This window comes from Streptomyces sp. NPDC098781, from assembly GCF_044759995.1.
GTDB lineage: Bacteria > Actinomycetota > Actinomycetes > Streptomycetales > Streptomycetaceae > Streptomyces.
The window spans coordinates 54,662-75,766 of record NZ_JBIWAK010000002.1 but is presented as its reverse complement, the minus strand read 5'-3'; the positions used below and the strand labels follow the sequence as shown (position 1 = coordinate 75,766).

The following is a 21,105-nucleotide window of genomic DNA, read 5'->3' as shown; positions in this document are numbered from 1 at the left end:
GGTCTCAGGGGCCGGCGAGGTCCACCGCCCGCCCCAGCGCCTCCAGAAATCCCCGGACCGTCCCCCGGTCCCGCACCGCCAGCCGCAGCCACTCCTCGCCCAGCCCGGGGAAGGTGTCCCCGCGCCGCACCGCGAAACCGAGGTCGCGCAGGTGCTGTCGTACGCCGTCGGCCCCCGGCAGTCGTACGAGGACGAAGGGACCCTCGGCCGGCTCCATGACCCGGAGTCCGGCTGGGGCGAACTCGCGGAGCCCGGCGATGAGATGGGCCCGGTCGGCGGCGACGCGGTGCGCCGCGTGGGCCGCCTCCGCCAGCGCCCGCGGCGAGACGCAGGCCTCGGCCGCGACGAGCGCGGGCGTGGAGACCGGCCACAGCGGCTGGGCGCGTTCCAGGTCGGCGACGGTCTCCGGGGCGGCCAGGACATAGCCGATCCGCAGGCCGGCCAGCCCCCAGGTCTTGGTCAGGCTGCGGAGCACGACCAGGCCCGGCACGTCCGTACGCCCCGCCAGCGCCTCCCGCTCACCCGGCACCGCGTCCATGAACGCCTCGTCCACCACCAACGTCCGCCCGGGGCGGGCGAGTTCCGCGACGGCCGCGGCCGGGTGCAGGACCGACGTCGGGTTCGTGGGGTTGCCGATCACCACCAGGTCGGCGTCCTCGGGCACCGCCGCCGGGTCGAGACGGAAGCCGTCCTCCTCCCGCAGCAGCACCCGGTCGACCGTGTGCCCCGCGTCCCGCAGCGCCGCCTCCGGCTCCGTGAACTGCGGGTGCACGACGACCGGCCGACGTACCTTCAGCGACCGCGCCAGCAGCACGAACGCCTCCGCCGCCCCCGCCGTCAGCAGCACCCGCTCCACCGGCAGCCCGTGCCGTGCCGCCACCGCCGCCCGCGCGGCCCGCCCGTCCGGGTAGGCCGCGAGGGAGCCCAGCGACGCGGCGAGGTGCTCGCGCAGCCACGCGGGCGGAGTGTCCGCGCGGACGTTCACCGCGAGGTCGATGAGCGCCGACCCGTCGTCACGGACCTCGGCGTCGCCGTGGTGGCGCAGGTCGTGTCCCTCAGTGGGCATGGGAGTGGGCGCCGTGGTGGTGATGACCGTGTCCGTGGTGGTGGTCGTCGTCGTCCGGGTGGAAGTGCGGCTGCTGCGGCATGCCGACCTTGTCCTCGAAGCCGGGCAGCGCGATCCGGTACACGCACGAGTCGCAGTTCATCCGCAGATCGCCCTTCACCGCCTCCTCGTACCGCTCCATCACGAGGTCGAGCAGTTCCGGCTCCGGACCGATGACGTCCGCCGACAGCACCTCGACCTCCGGGTGGGCCGCCGCCCAGCCCTCCGTCTGCTGCCGCACCCGGTCCGGCAGGATGCCGGTGAAGAGGAAGTACGGCAGCACCACGATCCGCCGCGCCCCCAGCCGCACGCAGCGTTCCAGGCCGCTCGGCACATCCGGTGCCGCCAGCGACACGAACGCCGTCTCCACGCCCGCGTACCCGCGTCCCTCCCACAGCAGCCGGGCCGCCTTGTGCACCTCGGCGTTGGCGTCCGGGTCGGTCGAGCCCCGCCCGACCAGCAGCACGGTGACGTCGGACCGGTCACCGGGCGCGCGCTTGCCCTCGGCGCCGAGCGCCTCCTCCAGCCGCCGCTCCAGCACGGACAGCAGCGACGGATGCGGGCCCAGCGGGCGGCCGTAGGTGTACGAGATCCCCGGGTGCCGCTCCTTCTCGCGGGCCAGCGCCGCCGGGATGTCGCCCTTGGCGTGCCCGGCGGACACCAGCATCAGCGGCACCGCGGCGAACCGCCGTACGCCTCTCTCGACCAGCTCGGTGACGGCCTCGCCCAGCGGCGGCGGGGACAGTTCGATGAAGCCGCCCGCCACGGGCAGTTCGGGGTTGCGGCGCCCCAGCTCCCGTACGAAGTCGCGGAACGCCTCGGCTCCGGCGTCGTCCCGAGTGCCATGGCCGGCGATGAGCAGGGCGGGCGGTGGCGTGGTCACGATTTCTCCTCGGGGTGCGAAACAGGGTGGTACAGCAGGGCGTTGAGCGCGGCGGAGGCCACGGCCGAGCCGCCCTTCTCGGACACGTTGCTCACGGCGGGCAGCCCGCTCTCGCGCAACGCGGCCTTGGACTCGACCGCGCCGACGAAGCCGACGGGCAGGCCGATGACGAGCGTGGGGGAGACGTCGAGGGCCAGCAGCTCCTCCAGGGCGGTCGGCGCGTTGCCGATCACCCACAGGGCGCCCGGGCCCACCTGCTCGTACGCGAGCCGGATCGCGTGCGCCGAACGGGTCAGCCCCGGACCGGACTCGGCGTCCCTGAGCCGGCAGACCGTCTCCCGGCGGGTGATCCCGGCCGCCACCATCTCGACGTCCACGACCACGGGCGCCCCGGCGTGCAGCGCCGCGTGCGCCTTCTCCAACTCGGCCTCGTCCATGACGAGGTCGGTCGCGTAGTCCAGGTCGGCGGCGGAGTGGACGACCCGCTCCAGCACCGCACGGGTCAGCGGCGGGAAGTGCGAGGTGTCCAGCCGGGCACGCAGCCGCCGGTAGGACTCCTCCTCGATCGGATGCACGACACGGTTCACTCGGCGCCCTCCCGCGCAGACTGCCAGCGGTAGCCCCGCGGCGTCACCATGCGCCCGGCGATGTCCCGGGTCGCGGTGTTGCCGACGGTCACGACCGTCATCATGTCGACCGTCGCCGGATCCAGGGAGCCCAGGGTCGTGACCCGAGCGGACTCGTCCGGCCGCGACGCGTTCCGTACGACACCGACCGGCGTCGTCGGCGTGCGGTGCTCGGCGAGGATCGCCAGCGCCTTGGGCAGCTGCCAGTCACGGCCCCGGGAACGGGGGTTGTAGAAGGTGACCACGATGTCCGCCTCGGCCGCCGCGCGCACCCGGCGCTCGATGACCTCCCACGGGGTGTGCAGATCGGAAAGGCTGATCGACACATGGTCGTGACCGAGTGGGGCGCCGAGGATCGCGGCGGCGGCGAGCGCGGCCGTCACCCCCGGCACGCCGATCACGTCGATGTCGTCGGACGCCTCGGCGAGCGCGGGCGAGGCCATGGCGTACACCCCCGCGTCCCCGCTGCCGATCAGCGCGACGGCCTGCCCCTTGCGGGCCTCCGCCACGGCCGTACGGGCCCGCTCCTCCTCGGCGCCGAGCCCCGACTCCAGGATCCGGGTTCCGGGCCGCAGCAGATCGCGGATCTGGTCGACGTACTGGTCGAGCCCGACGAGCACCGAGGCCCGCCGCAGCTCCGCCTTCGCGCGCGGTGTCAGCAGGTCACGGGCACCGGGCCCGAGCCCGACGACCGCGAGCCGCCCGCGCCCGGGCCGCCGTACGACGGCACAGGTCGCCCTCGCCGGCTGTCCGTCGGCACGCCGCGACTTGCGCTTCGGTACGAGCAGTTCACCACCGCGCAGCAGGGCGGCGGCCTCGGCGACCGAAGGGGTGCCCACGGCGGCGAGCGGCGCCGCGGAGGGGTGCGGGACCTCGACGGCGGCCAGTTCGCCCGCGGTGTGGGTGACGAGGGGGACGCCCAGGCGCTCGGCCGCCTCGACGATGCCGGGCTCGTCGGCCTTGGCGTCGACGGTGGCCAGTTCGGCGACAGACCCGGGGGAGAGGCCGGCCTCGGCGAGCGCGCTCTCGATCAGACCGAGCACCTCGTCGGCCGGCGCGCCCTTGGAGGCCCCGACGCCGACGACGAGCGACGGCGGACGCAGCACGACCTCGCGTTCGGCGGGCTCGACCAGCCGGTCCGTCAGCCGGATCGTGTACGCCCCCTCGGCGCCGGTCCGCAGCGGCGGCAGGGGCCAGCCGAAGTCGGCCCGCAGCGCCACCGCCTCCCCGTCCAGCAGGGCCCGCGACACCCCGGCGACATCGCCCTCCACGGGAAACCCGAGGGTGTCCAGACCGGGCAGCCCGACGGCATCGGTCGCCGTGGTCACCACGGGTGCGGCGCCCAGCAACTCCCCGACCTGCCGGGCGAGTTCATTGGCCCCGCCTCCGTGCCCGCCGACCAGTGGCACGGCGAACCGGCCGGCCTCGTCGACACACACCACACCCGGGTCGGTCGCCTTGTCGCCGAGCAGCGGGGCGATCAGCCGTACGACCGCTCCTGTGGCGAGAAAGCACACGAGCTGCTCGCACTCCGCGAACGCCCGCCGTACGGCGTCCCCGACGGGCCCGTCGTACACACGCACACGGTCCGGCCACGATGCGGCCAGCCGGTCCCGAGCCGCCGCCCCCGCCGCGGTGGCGGAAATGAGGCCGATCACTGAGCAACTCCCTCTCGGTCAAGGGGCCTTCTGGCACCCCACAACAGGAAAACCGGATTGGTCGACGCCAGCCGGGTCACATCCCCCGGCAGCGGGGCCAGTCGCGAGGAGTGCAGGAGCACCCCGTCGCAGTCGAACCCGGCGCCGACGAGCGCCTCACGGGCGGCCGGCACCCGGTCCAGCGCCGCCATGGCGACGACGACCGAACGCCGTGCCCGCCGCGCGCACGCGCTGACGATGGCCGGCAGTTCGCGCCCTCCGCCGCCGACGAACACGGCGTCCGGATCGTCGAGGTCGGACAGCACGGTCGGCGCGGCCCCGTGCACGACATGGACGTCGACGTCGTGGGCGGCGGCGTTGGCACGGATCCGCTCGACTCCGTCCCGGGTCTTCTCGACCGCGGTGACGGCCGCCCCGAGCCGCGCGCACTCCACGGCCACGGACCCGGAGCCGGCGCCGACGTCCCAGACCAGATCGCCGAGGCGAGGTCCGAGACGGGCCAGCGCGAGCGCCCGCACCTCGAACTTGGTGATCATCGAGTCCCGGTGGGCGAACTCGCCCTCGTCCAGCGCCCATGCGGTGGGGCCCGGGGGCGTCCCGGCGACCGTACGCACTCCGGCCGGCGACCACTTCGGGTCCAGGCACAGCACCACGCTCACCGACGAACCCCAGTCCCGGCCGGCCGCCTCCGCCGGCGTCACCCGCTCCACGCGCTCCTGCGCGGAACCCAGCGCGGAGGCGACGACCAGCGTCCGCGTTCCGTCCTTGCGGGCGAGCGCGGCGCCCAGCTCGGCGGGCCCGGCACCCGGACCGGTCAGCACGGCCACCTTCGGCCGCGCCCGGCAGACATTCACGGCCGTCCGCAGGTCCCGCCCGTGCGCGCTGACGACGACCGCGTCGTCCCAGGTCAGCCCGATCCGTGCGAACGCGGCGGCGACGGAGGACACCCCGGGCCGTACATCCAGCAGCTCCGGCCCGAACCGTTCGGCCAGCACCCGCACGATCCCGAAGAACCCCGGGTCGCCGGAGGCCAGCACGACCACCCGCCGGTCCTTGTCGACATACCCGGCGATGGTGTCGAGGGCGGGGGCGAGCGCCCCGAGCACGACCCGCTCCACGCCCTCGGCCGGCCGCACGGCGTCCAGGTGCCGCCGCCCGCCGACGACCAGTTCGGCTCCGGCGAGGACATCGAGGGGAAGCGGTGCCCCCGTCCCCGTACCGACCACGGTGATCACGTACTGGCACCCCGCTCACGCAGCGCCTTGCGCGCCTCGGGGTCGGCCTTGCGGTACCCGTGGAAGTGGCCGGGGTGGTACAGGTGCGAGCGTGTGCCGCTGGCGTCGAGGGCCGGGCCGACCAGGAACAGGGTGTGCTTCCAGAGCTTGTGCTCCTTGACGGTCTCTTCCAGCGTCCCGATCGTGCAGCGCACCACCAATTCCTCCGGCCAGGTGGCCTGGTAGGCGACGACGACCGGGGTGGACGTCGGATAGCCGCCCTCCAGCAGCTCCCGCACGAGCTGCCCGCTGCGGGCGGCGGAGAGGAAGATCGCCATCGTGGTCCCGTGCTTGGCGAACTCCCGTACCTCCTCGCCCGGCGGCATCGGCGTCTTGCCACCGCCGAGCCGGGTGAGCACCACGGACTGGGCGACCTCGGGAATGGTCAGCTCCCGCTGGGCCAGCGCGGCCACGGCGGAGAAGGCGGACACTCCGGGCACCACCTCGGTGGCGATGCCGAGCGCGGCACACCGGTCGAGCTGCTCCTGGGTGCCGCCCCACAGCGCGGGGTCACCGGAGTGGATCCGGGCGACGCGCAGACCCTGTGCCCGGGCCCGTTGGTAGACACCGACGACGTCTTCGAGGGACATCGTGGCCGAGTCGAGGATCTCGGCGTCCGCACGGGCGTGTTCGAGAACCTCGGCCTGCACCAGGCTGGCCGCCCAGATCACGACGTCGGCCTCGGCGATGGCCCGCGCGGCGCGGAACGTCAGCAGATCGGCGGCGCCCGGCCCGGCGCCGACGAAGGTCACCTTGCCGGTGGGGGCATCGGCCATGGGGGATCGGTCCTCTCAGGGGAAGCGGTGTGTCCGTGGTGCTGGACGGGCGTCAGAGCTTGCCGCCGCGTCCGCCGTCGCGCCGGGCGGGCGCGATGAGCGTCGACAGATACGGGAGCGGGGCGTCGTCGAGCTCGGCGGCCGGCCGGATGGACTCCTCGGCCAGCCCCAGCGCCGACCCCCACACGGCGCCCTCGGTCCGGCCCGTCTCCCGCAGGGCCTCGGCGACCTCGGCCGCCTGCCGCCCGAACTTGTAGGCGACGACGGTTCCCGGCCCGGCCAGCGCGTCCTTGAGCACGGCTGAACCGGCGGTGACGGGCACCAGCGTCAGCGGCTCGGTCCCCTCGGTGAGCACCGCGCCCGAACGGGCGGCGAGGTCCTGCATGGCGGTGATGCCCGGAACGGTCTCCACGACGGTGCCGGGCGCCGACTCGCCGATAGTCTGGGCGAGATACGTGAAGGTGGAATAGACGTTGGGGTCACCGATGGTGGCGAAGGCGACGACGCCGTGCGCCTCCAGCAACCGGGCCACCCGCTCACCCGCCGCGTCCCAGGCGGCCTCGCGCCGGGTCCGGTCGGTCCGCTCGTTGAGCGCGAACACGACCCGCACGACCTTCTCCTCGGGCACGTAGTGCAGCACGGTCGCCTCCGCGCGCCCCCGCTCCCCGGTGTCCATGACCGGGACGACGACGACATCGGCGGCACGCAGAGCGTTGACGCCCTTGACGGTCACCAGCTCCGGATCGCCGGGACCGACCCCGACTCCGATCAGCCTGCTGCTGCTCATGACGTCCGGCACCTCTCCACGAAACGACGGGCGACACCGGGCTGCGACGCCCAGTGCGTGTGCAGATAACTCGCGTGCACGCCCTGCTGTACGAAACCTTCGACCCGCCGTACGGGCGTACGCACACCCCACGCGGGCGCCGCCCCCGAGCCCGGCTCGACGACGGTCCGATGAAACTCGTGCCCGCGCATCCGTGTCCCGGCGACGGCGAGGGAGCTGTCGCCGACGGCAACGGCGTCCCGGTACCCGAGCGTGAGCCGCTCGCTCATCCGCGCGCTCGCGTCGAGCACCCCGCACATGGGCCGCCCGTCCAGCTCACGGCACAGATAGAGCAGCCCGGCACACTCGGCGGCGACCGGCGCACCGGACTCCGCGAGCGCGCCGACGGCCTTGCGCAGCGGCTCGTTGGCGGACAACTCGGCGGCGTACACCTCCGGAAACCCGCCGCCGATGACCAACCCGCGTGTCCCGTCGGGCAGTTGCTCGTCCCGCAGGGGATCGAAGGGGACGACCTCGGCACCGGCGGCGGTGAGCAGTTCGGCGTGCTCGGCGTAGGAGAAGGTGAAGGCGGGCCCTCCGGCCACGGCGACGACCGGCTTTTTCGGAGCCCCGGAGCCGGCAGCAGTTCTCGGCGCCGGTTCAGGCACTTCAGCCCGTCCGGCGCTTGAGGACGAGGCCCCTTCAGGGCCGAAGCGGGGGTCTGGGGGCGCAGCCCCCAGGTTCGGGACGGGAAGGGGCGGCGGGGGCGAGCCACCGAGGACCTCAGCCGCATCCCAAGCCGCACAGGACAACGCACCCGCACCCCGCGCCAGCCCCAGCAACCCCTCCAGATCGCATCCGGCCTCGACCTGCGCCGCCATCGCCGTCACGGCCTCCACCGCGGCAGCGTGCCGCTCGGCGACCGGCACCAACCCCAGATGCCGCGACGGCGTGTCCACCTGCGCAGCCCGCCGCAGCACCCCCAGCACCGGCACCCCGGCCGACTCCAACGCCTCCCGCAGCAACTCCTCGTGCCGGTCCGACGCGACCTTGTTCAGGATCACGCCCCCGACCCGCACCTCCGGATCCCAGGAAGCGAACCCGTGCACCAGCGCCGCCACGGACCGCGACTGCGACGACGCGTCCACGACGAGCACGACCGGCGCCCGCACCAGCTTGGCGACCTGCGCGGTGGACGCCAGCTCACCCTCGCCCGCGGCACCGTCGTACAGGCCCATGACCCCCTCGACGACGGCGACATCACATCCGCGCGCCCCGTGCAGGAACAACGGCCCGATCAGCTCGGGCCCACACAGGTAGGCGTCGAGATTCCGCCCCACCCGCCCACTCGCGAGCGCGTGATACCCGGGGTCGATGTAGTCCGGCCCGACCTTGTGCGGAGACACGGCGAGCCCCCGCGCGGCGAACGCGGCCATCAACCCCGTGGCGACGGTGGTCTTGCCGCTCCCCGACGAGGGCGCGGCAATGACCAGCCGAGGGACGGAAGAACTCACCACTCGATGCCTCTCTGGCCCTTCTGGCCCGCGTCCATCGGGTGCTTGACCTTCGACATGTCGGTCACGAGATCGGCGAAGTCGACCAGCTTCTCGGGCGCGTTCCGCCCGGTGATGACCACATGCTGGGTGCCGGGCCGATTGCGCAGCACGTCGACGACCTCATCGGTGTCCACCCACCCCCAGTGCATCGGATAGGCGAACTCATCGAGCACGTACAGCTTGTACGTCTCGGCGGCGAGATCCCGTTTGACCTGCTCCCAGCCCTCCCGGGCCTTCTCCTCGTTGTCCATCTGATCGTCGCGCTGCACCCACGACCAGCCCTCGCCCATCTTGTGCCAGTCGACGGCCCCGCCCTCACCGCTGGCCCCGAGCACCCGCAGCGCGTTCTCCTCGCCGACCTTCCACTTGGCCGACTTCACGAACTGGAACACCCCGATGGGCCAGCCCTGGTTCCAGGCCCGCAGAGCGAGCCCGAAGGCGGCGGTCGACTTGCCCTTGCCGATCCCCGTGTGCACGACCACCAAAGGCCGATTACGTCGTTGCCGTGTCGTCAGACCGTCCTGCGGCACCACACTCGGCTGCCCCTGAGGCATTAAGCGGCCCTCCTCTGTACGTCCTTGACCAGCCCGGCGATCGATTCGGCCCGCAACTCGTCCAGCGTCACCGCGGTACCGCCCAGTTCACCCGCGAGCTGCCCCGCGAGCCCCAGCCGCACGGGCCCGGACTCGCAGTCCACGACCACGGAGGCGACTTCCTCGGCCGCGAACAGCCGAGCCGCCCGCCCCGCGAGCACCACCGGCTCCGGACCGCCCGTGGCCCGCCCGTCGGTCACCAGCACGACCAGCGCCCGCCGAGCCGGATCCCTCAGCCGCTCGACCCGCAGCACCTCGTGGGCCTTCAAGAGCCCTGCCGCAAGAGGAGTACGCCCACCGGTCGGCAACGACTCGAGCCGAGCCGCCGCCGCATCCACCGAAGACGTCGGCGGCAGCGCCACATCGGCAGCCGCCCCCCGAAACGTCACCAGCCCCACCTTGTCCCGCCGCTGGTAGGCGTCCAGCAGCAGCGACAGCACGGCCCCCTTCACCGCACTCATCCGCTGCCGGGCCGCCATCGACCCGGAGGCGTCCACGACGAACAGCACGAGGTTCCCCTCGCGCCCTTCCCGGACGGCCTGCCGCAGATCGTCCCGGCGCACCACCAGCCCACGCCCCGACCGCCCCCGGGCCCGCTGGTGCGGCGCCGCCGCCTGCACGGTGGCCGCCAGGTGCAGCTTGGTGAGCGCCCCACGGGGCCGCCGGGCCCCGGTGGTCCGCCCGTGCTCGGTCCGTGCCCGGGACCGCCGCCCGGCGGCACCCTCGCCGATCCCCGGCACGCTCAGCACCTTCGTACGGAACGGCTCGGACGCCCGTACGGGAGTCTGCTCCCCGGCCCCGGAGGCCTGAGGCTCGCCGTCCTCGCCGGCCTCGGGACGCGCTCCGGAGTCACCACCGCTCTCCGGTCCTTCGGACGGCGGCTGCCCGCCGCCCCCGCCGGGACCGTCGGGGTCGGGATCCTCGTCGTCGTCCCCGGAGAACTCCTCCAGCGTCTGGTCGAGCTTGTCCTCGTCCAGGCCGGGCGCGTCGAAGGGATTACGGCGCCTGCGATGCGGCAGCGCCAGCAGCGCCGCCTGCCGGACGTCCTCGGCGAGCACATCGGTACGCCCCGCCCAGGCGGCCAGCGCGGTGGCCGTACGGGCCATCACGATGTCGGCCCGCATCCCGTCCACCTCGAACGCGGCACAGGTCGCCGCGATCTGCCGCAGCGCCCCGTCGCCGAGGCGCACCGACGGCAACAACTTGCGGGCGGCGACGATCCGTTGACGTACGGCGGACTCCTCGTCCGCCCACCGCGTGGCGAAGGCGCCCGGATCGTCGTCGTAGGCGAGCCGCCGTCGCACGACCTCCACCCGCTGGTCCGGCTCCCGCGAGGCCGCGACCTCGACGGTCAGCCCGAACCGGTCGAGCAACTGCGGCCGCAGTTCGCCCTCTTCGGGGTTCATGGTGCCGACGAGCAGGAAGCGCGCGGCGTGCCGGACCGACACACCCTCCCGCTCCACATACGACGCACCCATCGCCGCCGCGTCCAGCAGCAGGTCGACCAGGTGGTCGTGGAGCAGGTTGACCTCGTCGACGTACAGGATCCCGCGGTGGGCGTCCGCGAGCAGCCCCGGCTCGAAGGCCTTCACGCCCTCGGCCAGTGCCCGCTCGATGTCCAGCGCGCCGACCAGCCGGTCCTCGGAGGCGCCGACGGGGAGTTCGACCATGCGGGCGGGGCGCGGCGTGCCGGCCCCTGCCTCGTGCGGCCCGTCGGGGCACGCGGGGTCGGGGGCGCCCGGGTCGCAGGAGAAACGGCACCCGGCGACCACCGGGACCTGCGGCATCAGCGCCGACAGCGCCCGTACCGCCGTCGACTTGGCGGTGCCCTTCTCGCCGCGCACCAGCACACCGCCGACCGCCGGGGACACGGCGTTCAGCAGCAGCGCGAGCCGCAGGTCGTCCTGGCCGACAACGGCCGTAAAGGGGAAGGGGGTTGTCACTGGTCGTCGCCCTCCAAGTCGCCTTCGAGTTCCAGGTAGGTGGCGCGCAGCCGCTCCAGCGTCTCGGCGTCCGGCTCGGCCCACAGCCCGCGGTCGGCGGCCTCCAGCAGACGCTCGGTGACGCCACGCAGCGCCCACGGGTTGGACTTCTTCATGAAGTCCCGGTTCTCCGGGTCGAAGACGTACTCGGCGCTGAGCTTCTCGTACATCCAGTCGTCGACCACGCCGGCCGTGGCGTCGTACCCGAACAGGTAGTCCACGGTCGCCGCCATCTCGAAGGCGCCCTTGTAGCCGTGCCGGCGCATGGCCGCCATCCAGCGCGGGTTGACCACCCGGGCGCGGAACACGCGGTGGGTCTCCTCGCCCAGCGTGCGCGTCTTCACCTGGTCGGGGGTGGCGCTGTCGCCCACGTACGCCTCGGGGCTGGTGCCCGTCAGGTGCCGCACCATGGCGACCATGCCGCCGTGGTACTGGAAGTAGTCGTCGGCGTCGACGAGGTCGTGCTCGCGGGTGTCGACGTTCTTCGCGGCGACCGCGATCCGCTTGAACGCGGTCTCCATGTCCCCGCGCGCCGCCCGCCCGTCGAGCCCGCGCCCGTAGGCGTAGCCGCCCCACACCGCGTACACCTCGGCGAGGTCGGCGTCCGAGCGCCAGTTCCGGGCGTCGATCAGGGGCAGCAGGCCGGCGCCGTACGCGCCCGGCTTGGAGCCGAAGACACGGGCCGTCGCGCGCCGCCGGTCACCGTGCTCGGCGGTGTCCGCGTCGGCGTGGGCCTTCACGAAGTTGCTCTCCACGGGCTCGTCCAGCTCGGCGACCTTGCGTACGGCGTCGTCGATCAGGCCGACGACATGCGGGAACGCGTCCCGGAAGAAGCCGGAGATACGGACGGTGACGTCGATGCGGGGCCGGCCGAGCTCGTCGAGGGGGATGATCTCGAAGCCGGTGACCCGGCGCGAGGCGTCGTCCCACACCGGGCGGCAGCCCAGCAGCGCGAGGATCTCGGCGATGTCGTCGCCCTGGGTGCGCATGGCCGAGGTGCCCCAGACCGTCAGGCCGACGGACTTCGGGTACTCGCCGGTGTCCTGGAGGTACCGCTGCACCAGCGAGTCGGCGAGTGACTGCCCGACCTCCCAGCTCAGCCTGGACGGGATGGCCTTGGGGTCGACGGAGTAGAAGTTCCGGCCGGTCGGCAGGACGTTGACCAGTCCGCGCGTCGGCGAGCCGGACGGGCCCGCCGGGATGTATCCCCCGTCGAGCGCCTTGAGGATGTGGCCGATCTCGTCGGTGGTCTTCGCGAGCCGCGGCACGACCTCGTTGCAGGCGAACTCCAGCACGGCCACCGCGTCGGGGAGTTCGGTGCCGAGGACCTCGCGGACCATCGTCCGGCTCTCGGCGACGGCCCAGCCCCGCTCCTCCATCCCCTCCGCGACCCGCCGGCACAGCTGCTCCAGCAGGTCGATGGCGTCGGCGGCCGTACGGGACGGGCCCTCGACGAGGTCGCTCAGCTCGACCGGCACCTTCACGGGCGCGCCCGGCTCGGCCAGCAGCTCCTTCTCGACCAGGCCGAAGTGCTCGGCCAGCGACGCCCGCAGCCCCGGCAGCGCGTTCGCCTGCCCGCCCCACACCTGTGAGGCGCGCAGCACCGCGAGGACCAGGTTCACGCGCGGTTCGCCGACCGGTCCGCCGCCCAGGATGTGCAGGCCGTCGCGGATCTGCACGTCCTTGATCTCGCACAGATAGCCGTCGATGTGCATGACGAACTCGTCGAAGTCGTCGTCCTCCGGCTGGTCCTCGACATGCAGGTCGTGGTGCAGCTCGGCCGCCTTGACCAGCGTCCAGATCTGCGCGCGCACGGCCGGCGCCTTCGTCGGGTCCAGGTCGGAGACGAGCGCGTACTCGTCGAGCAGCTGCTCCAGCTTGGCCAAGTCGCCGTAGGTGTCGGCGCGGGCCATCGGCGGCACGAGGTGGTCGACCACCGTGGCGTGGCCGCGCCGCTTGGCCTGGGTGCCCTCGCCGGGGTCGTTGACGATGAAGGGGTAGATGAGCGGAAGTTCACCGAGCACGGCGTCCGGCGCGCAGCCCCCGCTCAGCCCGAGGCCCTTGCCCGGCAGCCACTCCATCGTGCCGTGCTTGCCCATGTGCACGACGGCGTCGGCGCCGAACGAGTTCTCCAGCCACCGGTAGGCGGCCATGTAGTGGTGCGAGGGCGGCATGTCCGGGTCGTGGTAGATCGCGATCGGGTTCTCGCCGAAGCCGCGCGGCGGCTGGATCATCACGACGACGTTCCCGAACTGGAGGGAGGCGAGCACGATGTCGTCCCCGTCGACGTACAGGGAGCCCGGCGGCTCGCCCCACGCCTCGGTCATCGCGTCCTTCAGCTCCGGGTCGAGCTTGTCGAACCACGCCTGATAGTCGGCGAGCGGCACCCGCGCGGGCGCGGTGGCCAGCTGGTCCTCGGTCAGCCACTCGACGTCGTGTCCGCCCGCCTCGATCAGCCGGTGGATCAACTCGTCGCCGTTGTCGGGGTATTCGGTGAGCGAGTACCCGGCGTCGCGCAGCGCGTCGAGGACGCGGACCGCCGACGCGGGCGTGTCGAGGCCGACCGCGTTGCCGACCCGCGAGTGCTTGGTCGGGTACGCGGTGAAGACGAGCGCCAGCTTCTTGTCCGCGTTCGGCCGGTGCCTCAGCCGTGCGTGCCGTACGGCGATCCCGGCGACGCGCCCCGACCGCTCGGGGTCGGCCGCGTACACGGGCACGTCGTCGGGGCCCTGCTCCTTGAAGGAGAACGGCACGGTGATCAGCCGGCCGTCGAACTCCGGGATCGCGACCTGCATCGCCGCGTCCATGGGGGAGAGGGCGGCGTCGGACTCGTCCCAGGCGGCCCGCGAGGAGGTCAGACACAGGCCTTGCAGCACCGGCACGTCGAGCTCGGCCAGCCTGCCGATGTCCCACGCCTCCTCGTCGCCGCCCGCCGAGGCCTGCGAGGCGTGGGTGCCGCCCGCCGCGAGGACGGTGGCGACCAGGGCGTCGGCCCGGCCGAGGATGTCGTACAGCTCCGGATCGGCGCCGCGCAGCGAACCGCAGTACACGGGCAGGGCGTTGGCGCCGTGCGCCTCGATCGCGTCGCACAGGGTGTCCACGAACGCGGTGTTGCCGCTGAGCTCGTGCGCCCGGTAGAAGAGCACGCCCACGGTGGGCCGGCCCTCCTGGAGCGTACGGTCGCCGTGGACGCCGTACTCCGGCATCTTCTGCGGCTCGACGAACCCCTCGCCCGTCAGCAGCACGGTGTCGGAGAGGAACCGAGCGAGCTCGGTGAGGTTGGCGGGCCCGCCCTCGACGAGGTACTTCAGCGCCTCGGCCACCACACCGGCCGGCACGGACGACTCGGCCATCAACTCCGCGTCCGGCACGGCCTCGCCGCCCAGCAGCACGGTCGGAACGCCCGAGGCCTTCAGCTTCGCGAGCCCGTCCTCCCAGGCGCGCTTGCCGCCGAGCAGTCGTACGACGGCGATGTCCGCGCCGTCGAGCAGCGCGGGCAGCTCGGCCTCGACGTCCACGCGGGTCGGGTTGCCGATCCGGTAGTCGGCACCGGAGGCGGCGCGGGCCGCCAGCAGGTCCGTGTCGGCGGTCGACAACAACAACACAGTGCTCATGCGGGCGCTCCCGGTGGAATGAAAGGCAGTCCTTGCGGCGCGCCCGACTCGATGAGCCGCCACAGCGCGTCCGTGTCCGCGTGCTGTTCGATCAGGTCGCCGAGCAGGTCGAGCTGCTCCTCGCGCAGCGCGGCGAACGAGGTGTCCGGCGCCGGCACGAACCGGCGGCCCGCGGCGGCCGCCACCTCGCGCAGGAAGGCCCGCCGGAAGCCGTCCGACTCCAGCGAGCCGTGCCAGTGGGTGCCCCAGGTCTGGCCGACCCGGCAGCCGTCCAGGAAGGGTTCGCCGCCTGTCACTTCGGCGACCCCGTGGTGGATCTCGTAGCCCTCGACCGGCTCGCCCAGCGCCTCGCCGACCGGCCGGGTGAGGGTCTTCTCCCGGGCGAACCGCACCCGGACGGGTAGCACGCCGAGGGCGTCGACCTGCCCGCGCCGGCTCTCGACGTCGTCCTCGATGTGCTCGCCGAGGATCTGGAAGCCACCGCAGATGCCGAGGACGGGGCGTGCGTCGGCGACCCTGCGCCGGACGGCGTCCGCGAGCCCCCGCTCCCGCAGCCACTCCAGGGCGCGAACCGTCCCCCGGGTCCCGGGGACGATGACGAGGTCCGCGTCGGCCAGCTCCTCCGGCCGGTCCACGAACCGCACCACGACGCCCGGTTCGGCGGCCAGCGCGTCGACGTCGGTGAAGTTGGACATCAGCGGCACGGCGCAGACGGCGACCCGCAGCACGTCCTCGCCGACGGGGGAGGAGACCCGGGACTCACGGACGGCTCCCCGCAGGGACACCCGCAGCCCGTCCTCCTCGTCGATGCCGAGGCCGTGCCGGAAGGGCAGGACGCCGTAGGTGTGCCGCCCGGTGAGGTCGTGCAGCATGTCGAGGCCGGGTTCGAGCAGCGAGACGTCACCGCGGAACTTGTTGACGAGGAACCCGGCGACCAACTCCTGGTCCTCGCGGGACAGCAGCGCCACGGTGCCGAAGAAGGAGGCGAAGACGCCGCCGCGGTCGATGTCGCCGACGACCAGGACCGGGAGCCCGGCATTGCGGGCGATCCCCATGTTGACGATGTCGGTCCGGCGCAGATTGATCTCGGCCGGAGAGCCGGCCCCCTCACAGATCACCGCGTCATACCTGCCCCGCAACTCGGCGAGACAGTCCAGCACGGTCCCGAGCAGCTGCTGCTGCCGCCCGCCGTGGTACCCGCGCGCGCTCAGTTCACCCACCGGCTTGCCCAGCAGCACCACCTGACTGCTCTGCTCGCCGCCGGGCTTGAGCAGCACGGGGTTCATCAGCGCGGTCGGCTCGACGCGGCACGCCTGGGCCTGCATGGCCTGAGCGCGGCCGATCTCCGCGCCCTCGCGGGTGACGAAGGAGTTGAGGGACATGTTCTGCGCCTTGAAGGGCGCCACCTTCACCCCTTGCCGGACCAGCCAACGGCAGATCCCGGCGGTGACGACGCTCTTCCCGGCGTCGGAGGTGGTGCCGGCGACGAGGAGTCCACCGCCCGTCATGACGTACGCCCTTTCCCGAGGAGCCGCGCGCCGGCGCACACACCCAGCGCGAGCCAGCTCACGCGCCGCGAGAGACGTACGGCACGCTCGATGTCCGTGGCCCGGACGGCCCGTCCGCCGTCGCCGTTGAGCACCGGCCGATGCTCGACCCGCCCGCCGTACGACAGGGTTCCGCCGAGCCGGACGCCCAGCGCCCCCGCGAACGAGGCCTCGACGGGACCGGCGTTGGGGCTCGGATGCCTCGCGGCGTCGGCACGCCAGGCCCGTACCGCCCCGCGCGGGTCGCCCCCTGCGACGGCGGCGAGCACGGCGGTCAGCCGCGCCCCCGGCCAGCCGGCCAGGTCGTCGAGGCGGGCCGAAGCCCATCCGTAACGGCGGTACTTGGGCGACCTGTGCCCGACCATGGCGTCGAGGGTGTTCACCGCCCGGAACCCGAGCAGCCCCGGCACCCCGCCGACGGCCCCCCACACGAGGGCGCCCACCACGGCGTCGGAGGTGTTCTCGGCGACGGACTCGACCACGGCCCGCGCGATCCCGTCCGCATCCAGCGCCTGCGGATCCCGCCCGCACAGATGCGGCAGCCGCGCCCGCGCCGCGTCGACGTCACCCGCTTCCAGGGCCCGCCCGATGGACCGGGCCTCCCGGGCCAGCGAAGTCCCCCCGACGACCGCCCAGGTGGCGGCGCCGGTCAGCGCGACGGAGGCGGCGGGGGAGGGGCGTACGACACGTGTGGCCAGCGCTCCGGCGGCTACCGCGCCACCGGCGCACAGGGCGGTGTGCAGCGCACCCCACGCGCGGTCGTCGCGCCACAACACTCTTTCCACGGCGCCCGCGGCCCGCCCGAACGCGGCGACCGGATGGCCCCGGCGCGGATCGCCGAGCAGCAGGTCACCGAGAAGTCCGGCGGCGGCGCCGTACGCGAAGACGCGCTCGGCTCGCATCGGGGTCAGCCGACAGGGAGGTCACACGTGGATCTGATACTGCGCGGCGATCGGCAGGTGAGCATGGCTTCATGTCCTCACTCAGGGTGTCCACGCCCTGGTTCGACGAGACCAGCGGCGAGAGTTCCTGGCTCCCGGGGTTTCCGCCCCGTTGACAGTGGCGGGACCGCGCCGGATTCACACCGGCTTCCTCTGCTGCCGCAGTACTTGGCCCCGGAAGTGCACCACGGGGTTGGAAGGGGCGTCAACTTGCCGTTGACCTGCGAAGGGAGAGTGTGCGAAGGCCCACACAGCGACGAGGTGCGGGACGGTCGTCCGTCCCGCACCTCGGGTGTCTCAGGTGACGCGCGTGCCGTGCGTCAGGCCACGATCAGATAGATCCCGTACGCCACGGCCGCCGCGCACGCCGCGAAGCACGCGTACGCGCCGGTGACCGCGAGCGCCGCCGAGCCGCCCCGCGCCGAGGCCCGCTCCTGGCGGGACAGGCCCGCGACGCCGAGGGTGAACAGGCCCACCAGGGCCACCGTGACCACGAGGCTCACGCCGAAGACGGAGCCGAGGGCCGCCCAGTCGATCTTCATGCTTCTTCTTTCTTGGGTAGCTGAGGTAACTGGGGGCTCGTCAGACGGTTGCCTGCGAGGGAGCCTGCTCGGAGGACGGGGCCGGGATCGTGGCCGCCAGGTCCTCGGACACCGGGCCCACCGGGGGCGGGGTCACGGCGGCGATGGCGGCGGTGACCACGCCGGGGGACTCGTCCGTGGGGACGCTCGCCTCGTTGACGTTGGTGTGGTCGATGACCTCGCGGCGGGAGACCTTCCAGATCGCGGCGCTGGAGGCGATGAGGAAGACGGCGACCAACGCCGTGCCCCAGGCCCCGAAGCTCGTCACGTACTCCGCGAGCGCGCCGACCAGGGCGGCGGCCGGCAGGGTCAGGCCCCAGGCGACGAACATCCGGGTGGCCGTCGACCAGCGGACGACGCCGCCCTTGCGGCCGAGGCCCGCGCCCATCACCGAGCCGGAGACGGAGTGCGTGGTGGACAGGGAGAAGCCGAGGTGGGACGAGGCCAGGATGACCGTGGCCGCGCTGGTCTGGGCGGCGAAGCCCTGCTGCGGCTGAAGGTCGGTCAGGCCCTTGCCCATGGTGCGGATGATGCGCCAGCCGCCGAGGTAGGTGCCGAGCGCGATGGCCAGGCCCGCGGAGAGGATGACCCACAGGGGCGGGTCGGAGTCGGGGGCGACGGCGCCGCCGGCGACCAGGGCGAGGGTGATGATGCCCATGGTCTTCTGCGCGTCGTTGGTGCCGTGGGCGAGGGAGACCAGGCCGGCGGAGGCGATCTGCCCGGTGCGGTAGCCCTTGGCGGCGGCCTTGCCGTCGGCCTTCTTGCCGAGGATGTAGGTCAGCCGGGTGGCCAGCAGTGCGGCGATGCCCGCGACCAGCGGGGCCGCGATCGCCGGGAGCAGCACCTTGGTGACGAGTACGTCGCCGTGCACGGCGCCGACGCCGGCCGAGGCGATCGCGGCGCCGATCAGGCCGCCCATCAGGGCGTGCGAGGAGCTGGACGGCAGGCCCACGAGCCAGGTCAGCAGGTTCCAGAGGATCGCGCCGACCAGGGCGGCGAAGATGACCTCGGGGCGTATGCCGGTCTCGTCGACGAGACCTTTGGAGATCGTGTTGGCGACCTCCACGGAGAGGAAGGCGCCGACAAGGTTCAGTACGGCGGACATGGCCACCGCGACCTTGGGCTTGAGCGCACCGGTCGAGATGGTCGTGGCCATCGCGTTGGCGGTGTCGTGGAAACCGTTCGTGAAATCGAACGCGAGTGCAGTGACCACCACAATCGCGAGGATCAGCGAGAAGTTTTCCATTTACCCAGGCAATCGTTCGAGGTCATTGGCCGGACGAACGTAGGTAACCTGGATGAACGAGAGATGAACTGGGGTGGGCCGCACGGTGTCCGGGAGCGCCGGAAGCGGAGACCTTCACTCCGTCGGTCGGTGCGCGGCCCAAGCGCCGCCCGGCTAGTAGCCCCGGGCGAACTTCCTCAGCTGGGTCATCGAGCCGTTGAAGAGATTTTGATCACCCGGCAGGCCGCCGCCGCCGTTGTCGTACTGCCAGAAGGTCCAGAACTGCCAGCCGGCCGGCATCGCCCCGGCGGTCGAGGAGTTGTACCGCGCTATCCACAGGGCGTGGTTCGAGGCGAAGGCCCGGCTGGCGCCGGTGCAGTTGTTCCACCAGTGGGTGGTCGTGTAGATCACCGGGCGGCGTCCGGTCAGCCGCTTCACCTCGTTGCTGAAGGACTGGATCCAGCCGACCATCTTCGCCTTGCTCAGTCCGTAGCACTTGTGCTTGCTGTACGGGTTGTACTCGATGTCGAGGGCGGGCGGCAGGGTCCAGCCGTCCGACCGCCAGTCGCCGCCGTTGCGGACGAAGAACGCCGCCTGGGTCCTACCCGGCGACTTGTCCGGCAGTGCGAAGTGGTACGCGCCGCGGACCAGGCCCGCGTTGCGCGAGCCGTTGTACTGCTGGCCGAAGTAGGGGTTGCGGTAGGTGTGGGACTCGGTCGCCTTGACGTAGACGAACCTGGCGCCCTTGGCTTTCGAGCTCTGCCAGTTGACGTTCTTCTGATGGGAAGAGACGTCATGGCCCTTGGGCTTGCCCGCCGCGGCGGCCGGTATCTCGGCGAGGGCGGTTCCGCCGAGCGTGAGGGCCGCCACGGATATCGCTATCAGTCGGGAGCGGTGGGAGAGGCGGGTGCGGAGAGGGCGGTGCGGGCGGAGAGGGTGGTGAGGACGGTGGCGGGACGGTTTGCGATCACGGGCCATATTTCCCCCCGGAATGGCGACGTGCACGACAAATCAGGCAGAGAGTACTGGAAGATCGTTGAAAGCTGACCGATCTCCGGCCAAGGAGGGGGCGAGGTGGATATGGGTCGATATGCGCTCTTCCGTCGGGCGGTCTTCCGCCCTAAAGTGCGCCGCCCCGGCGGTGAGTTGACGCCGGGTGCGGAGGTCGGCTGGCAGGATCGCGGTCATGGCTGAGGAGCGGCGGGACCGGCGGGGCGCGCGGGGTGTCCGGGATGCGCGGGAGGACTCACAGGAAGTGGGGGAGTCGTGGGGCAGAAGTGCGCGGCCCGAGGAGACGGAGGCCTGGGAGGTCCTCGTGGCGACCGCGCGGCGCACGGTGTCCGAGGGGCTGGTCGTCGGAACGTCCGGGAACGTCTCGGTGCGGGTCGGGGACACCGTGCTGGTCACGCCATCGGGAGTGCCGTACGACCGGCTCACCCCGGATGACCTGACGGGGGTCGGTCTGAACGGCGAGCAGGTGCTGGGGGCGCTCGTGCCGACGAGCGAGCTGCCGATGCATCTGGCGATCTACCGCGCCACCGACGCCGAGGCGGTCGTCCACACCCACGCGGTCCACGCGACCGCGGTCTCGGCTCTCGTCCCCGAGCTCCCGTTGATCCACTACATGGCCGCGGCACTCGGCGGGCCGGTGCGGGTCGCCCCATATGCGACGTACGGCACCGAGGAGTTGGCCGAGAACATGCTCCGTGCCCTCACCGACCGCACCGCCTGTCTCCTCCAGAACCACGGCACGATCGCCTACGGCACGACGCTGGACCAGGCCTACGACCGCACGGCCCAGCTGGAATGGATGTGCCGCGTGTGGCTGACCGCGTCGTCGGTGCCGGGGCTCGCGCCCTCGCTGCTGTCGGAGGGACAGGTGGCTCAGGTGGGGGAGCGGTTGCGGGGGTATGGCCAGCGGGGTGCCTCCGGCGGCTGAGCCGGGACCCCTGCGGCGGCTGAGCCGGGAGGCCCGCGG

General features: G+C 72.8%; 17 protein-coding genes and 1 riboswitch. Of the genes, 1 reads left to right on the top strand and 16 read right to left on the bottom strand.

Annotated elements, in window-relative coordinates; genetic code table 11:
- Nucleotides 1-4: 4 nt before the first annotated feature.
- From cobC to ACIQWG_RS06280, 16 genes are all read right to left on the bottom strand, one after another.
- A complete protein-coding gene (gene cobC / locus ACIQWG_RS06355) occupies nt 5-1,066 on the bottom strand; it encodes an Rv2231c family pyridoxal phosphate-dependent protein CobC (protein ID WP_404091035.1) in 1,062 nt (353 codons plus the stop codon).
- Nucleotides 1,056-1,988, bottom strand: coding sequence for a sirohydrochlorin chelatase (locus ACIQWG_RS06350; protein ID WP_404091033.1), 933 nt, complete (start codon nt 1,986-1,988; stop codon nt 1,056-1,058). Before ACIQWG_RS06350 ends, cobC begins: the two co-directional genes overlap by 11 nt.
- The gene (locus ACIQWG_RS06345; RefSeq protein ID WP_404091031.1) at nt 1,985-2,575 is read right to left on the bottom strand and encodes a precorrin-8X methylmutase; all 591 of its coding nucleotides are present in this window, start codon (nt 2,573-2,575) and stop codon (nt 1,985-1,987) included. The genes ACIQWG_RS06350 and ACIQWG_RS06345 overlap by 4 nt, the downstream gene beginning before the upstream one ends.
- Nucleotides 2,572-4,272 (bottom strand): precorrin-3B C(17)-methyltransferase, encoded by a 1,701-nt coding sequence (gene cobJ / locus ACIQWG_RS06340; protein ID WP_404091028.1) that lies wholly within the window; start codon nt 4,270-4,272, stop codon nt 2,572-2,574. The genes ACIQWG_RS06345 and cobJ overlap by 4 nt, the downstream gene beginning before the upstream one ends.
- Nucleotides 4,269-5,507: a precorrin-6y C5,15-methyltransferase (decarboxylating) subunit CbiE gene (cbiE, locus tag ACIQWG_RS06335; protein WP_404091025.1), complete on the bottom strand. Its 1,239-nt coding sequence runs from the start codon at nt 5,505-5,507 to the stop codon at nt 4,269-4,271. Before cbiE ends, cobJ begins: the two co-directional genes overlap by 4 nt.
- Nucleotides 5,504-6,322, bottom strand: coding sequence for a precorrin-4 C(11)-methyltransferase (cobM, locus tag ACIQWG_RS06330; RefSeq protein WP_404091023.1), 819 nt, complete (start codon nt 6,320-6,322; stop codon nt 5,504-5,506). Before cobM ends, cbiE begins: the two co-directional genes overlap by 4 nt.
- Nucleotides 6,323-6,374: 52 nt before the next feature.
- Nucleotides 6,375-7,121, bottom strand: coding sequence for a precorrin-2 C(20)-methyltransferase (cobI, locus tag ACIQWG_RS06325; protein WP_404091021.1), 747 nt, complete (start codon nt 7,119-7,121; stop codon nt 6,375-6,377).
- Nucleotides 7,106-8,602 carry a cobyrinate a,c-diamide synthase gene (locus ACIQWG_RS06320; RefSeq protein ID WP_404091018.1) on the bottom strand — a complete coding sequence of 499 codons (1,497 nt, stop codon included), beginning with the start codon at nt 8,600-8,602 and terminating at the stop codon, nt 7,106-7,108. The genes cobI and ACIQWG_RS06320 overlap by 16 nt, the downstream gene beginning before the upstream one ends.
- The gene (gene cobO / locus ACIQWG_RS06315; protein WP_404091016.1) at nt 8,599-9,198 is read right to left on the bottom strand and encodes a cob(I)yrinic acid a,c-diamide adenosyltransferase; all 600 of its coding nucleotides are present in this window, start codon (nt 9,196-9,198) and stop codon (nt 8,599-8,601) included. The genes ACIQWG_RS06320 and cobO overlap by 4 nt, the downstream gene beginning before the upstream one ends.
- Nucleotides 9,198-11,180, bottom strand: coding sequence for a putative cobaltochelatase (locus tag ACIQWG_RS06310; protein WP_404091013.1), 1,983 nt, complete (start codon nt 11,178-11,180; stop codon nt 9,198-9,200). The genes cobO and ACIQWG_RS06310 overlap by 1 nt, the downstream gene beginning before the upstream one ends.
- On the bottom strand, nt 11,177-14,833 hold the full coding sequence (gene cobN / locus ACIQWG_RS06305) for a cobaltochelatase subunit CobN (RefSeq protein WP_404091010.1): 3,657 nt from the start codon (nt 14,831-14,833) through the stop codon (nt 11,177-11,179). Before cobN ends, ACIQWG_RS06310 begins: the two co-directional genes overlap by 4 nt.
- A complete protein-coding gene (locus ACIQWG_RS06300; RefSeq protein ID WP_404091006.1) occupies nt 14,830-16,341 on the bottom strand; it encodes a cobyric acid synthase in 1,512 nt (503 codons plus the stop codon). Before ACIQWG_RS06300 ends, cobN begins: the two co-directional genes overlap by 4 nt.
- Entirely contained in the window at nt 16,338-17,282 is a 945-nt protein-coding gene (locus tag ACIQWG_RS06295; RefSeq protein WP_404091003.1) for a cobalamin biosynthesis protein, read from the bottom strand. The genes ACIQWG_RS06300 and ACIQWG_RS06295 overlap by 4 nt, the downstream gene beginning before the upstream one ends.
- A 121-nt stretch (nt 17,283-17,403) precedes the next feature.
- Nucleotides 17,404-17,476, bottom strand: a riboswitch (cobalamin riboswitch).
- Between the two features lie 165 nt (nt 17,477-17,641).
- Nucleotides 17,642-17,863, bottom strand: a complete 222-nt coding sequence (locus ACIQWG_RS06290; RefSeq protein ID WP_404091001.1) for a hypothetical protein — start codon at nt 17,861-17,863, stop codon at nt 17,642-17,644.
- Nucleotides 17,864-17,903: 40 nt separating this feature from the next.
- Nucleotides 17,904-19,148: an anion permease gene (locus tag ACIQWG_RS06285; protein ID WP_404090998.1), complete on the bottom strand. Its 1,245-nt coding sequence runs from the start codon at nt 19,146-19,148 to the stop codon at nt 17,904-17,906.
- Between the two features lie 153 nt (nt 19,149-19,301).
- Nucleotides 19,302-19,997, bottom strand: coding sequence for a lysozyme (locus ACIQWG_RS06280; protein WP_404090995.1), 696 nt, complete (start codon nt 19,995-19,997; stop codon nt 19,302-19,304).
- 316 nt (nt 19,998-20,313) lie between these two features.
- Here ACIQWG_RS06280 and ACIQWG_RS06275 point away from each other — a divergent pair, with 316 nt between their 5' ends.
- Nucleotides 20,314-21,066, top strand: coding sequence for a class II aldolase/adducin family protein (locus ACIQWG_RS06275; protein ID WP_404090993.1), 753 nt, complete (start codon nt 20,314-20,316; stop codon nt 21,064-21,066).
- The last annotated feature ends 39 nt before the right edge of the window (nt 21,067-21,105 follow it).

Excerpts from the sequence above, each read along its gene's own strand:
- cobC (WP_404091035.1), bottom strand. The coding sequence starts at position 1,066 with ATGCCCACTGAGGGACACGACCTGCGCCACCACGGCGACGCCGAGGTC.
- cobM (WP_404091023.1), bottom strand. The coding sequence starts at position 6,322 with ATGGCCGATGCCCCCACCGGCAAGGTGACCTTCGTCGGCGCCGGGCCG.
- cobO (WP_404091016.1), bottom strand. The coding sequence starts at position 9,198 with ATGCCTCAGGGGCAGCCGAGTGTGGTGCCGCAGGACGGTCTGACGACA.
- cobN (WP_404091010.1), bottom strand. The coding sequence starts at position 14,833 with ATGAGCACTGTGTTGTTGTTGTCGACCGCCGACACGGACCTGCTGGCG.
- ACIQWG_RS06300 (WP_404091006.1), bottom strand. The coding sequence starts at position 16,341 with ATGACGGGCGGTGGACTCCTCGTCGCCGGCACCACCTCCGACGCCGGG.
- ACIQWG_RS06295 (WP_404091003.1), bottom strand. The coding sequence starts at position 17,282 with ATGCGAGCCGAGCGCGTCTTCGCGTACGGCGCCGCCGCCGGACTTCTC.
- ACIQWG_RS06290 (WP_404091001.1), bottom strand. The coding sequence starts at position 17,863 with ATGAAGATCGACTGGGCGGCCCTCGGCTCCGTCTTCGGCGTGAGCCTC.
- ACIQWG_RS06285 (WP_404090998.1), bottom strand. The coding sequence starts at position 19,148 with ATGGAAAACTTCTCGCTGATCCTCGCGATTGTGGTGGTCACTGCACTC.
- ACIQWG_RS06275 (WP_404090993.1), top strand. The coding sequence starts at position 20,314 with ATGGCTGAGGAGCGGCGGGACCGGCGGGGCGCGCGGGGTGTCCGGGAT.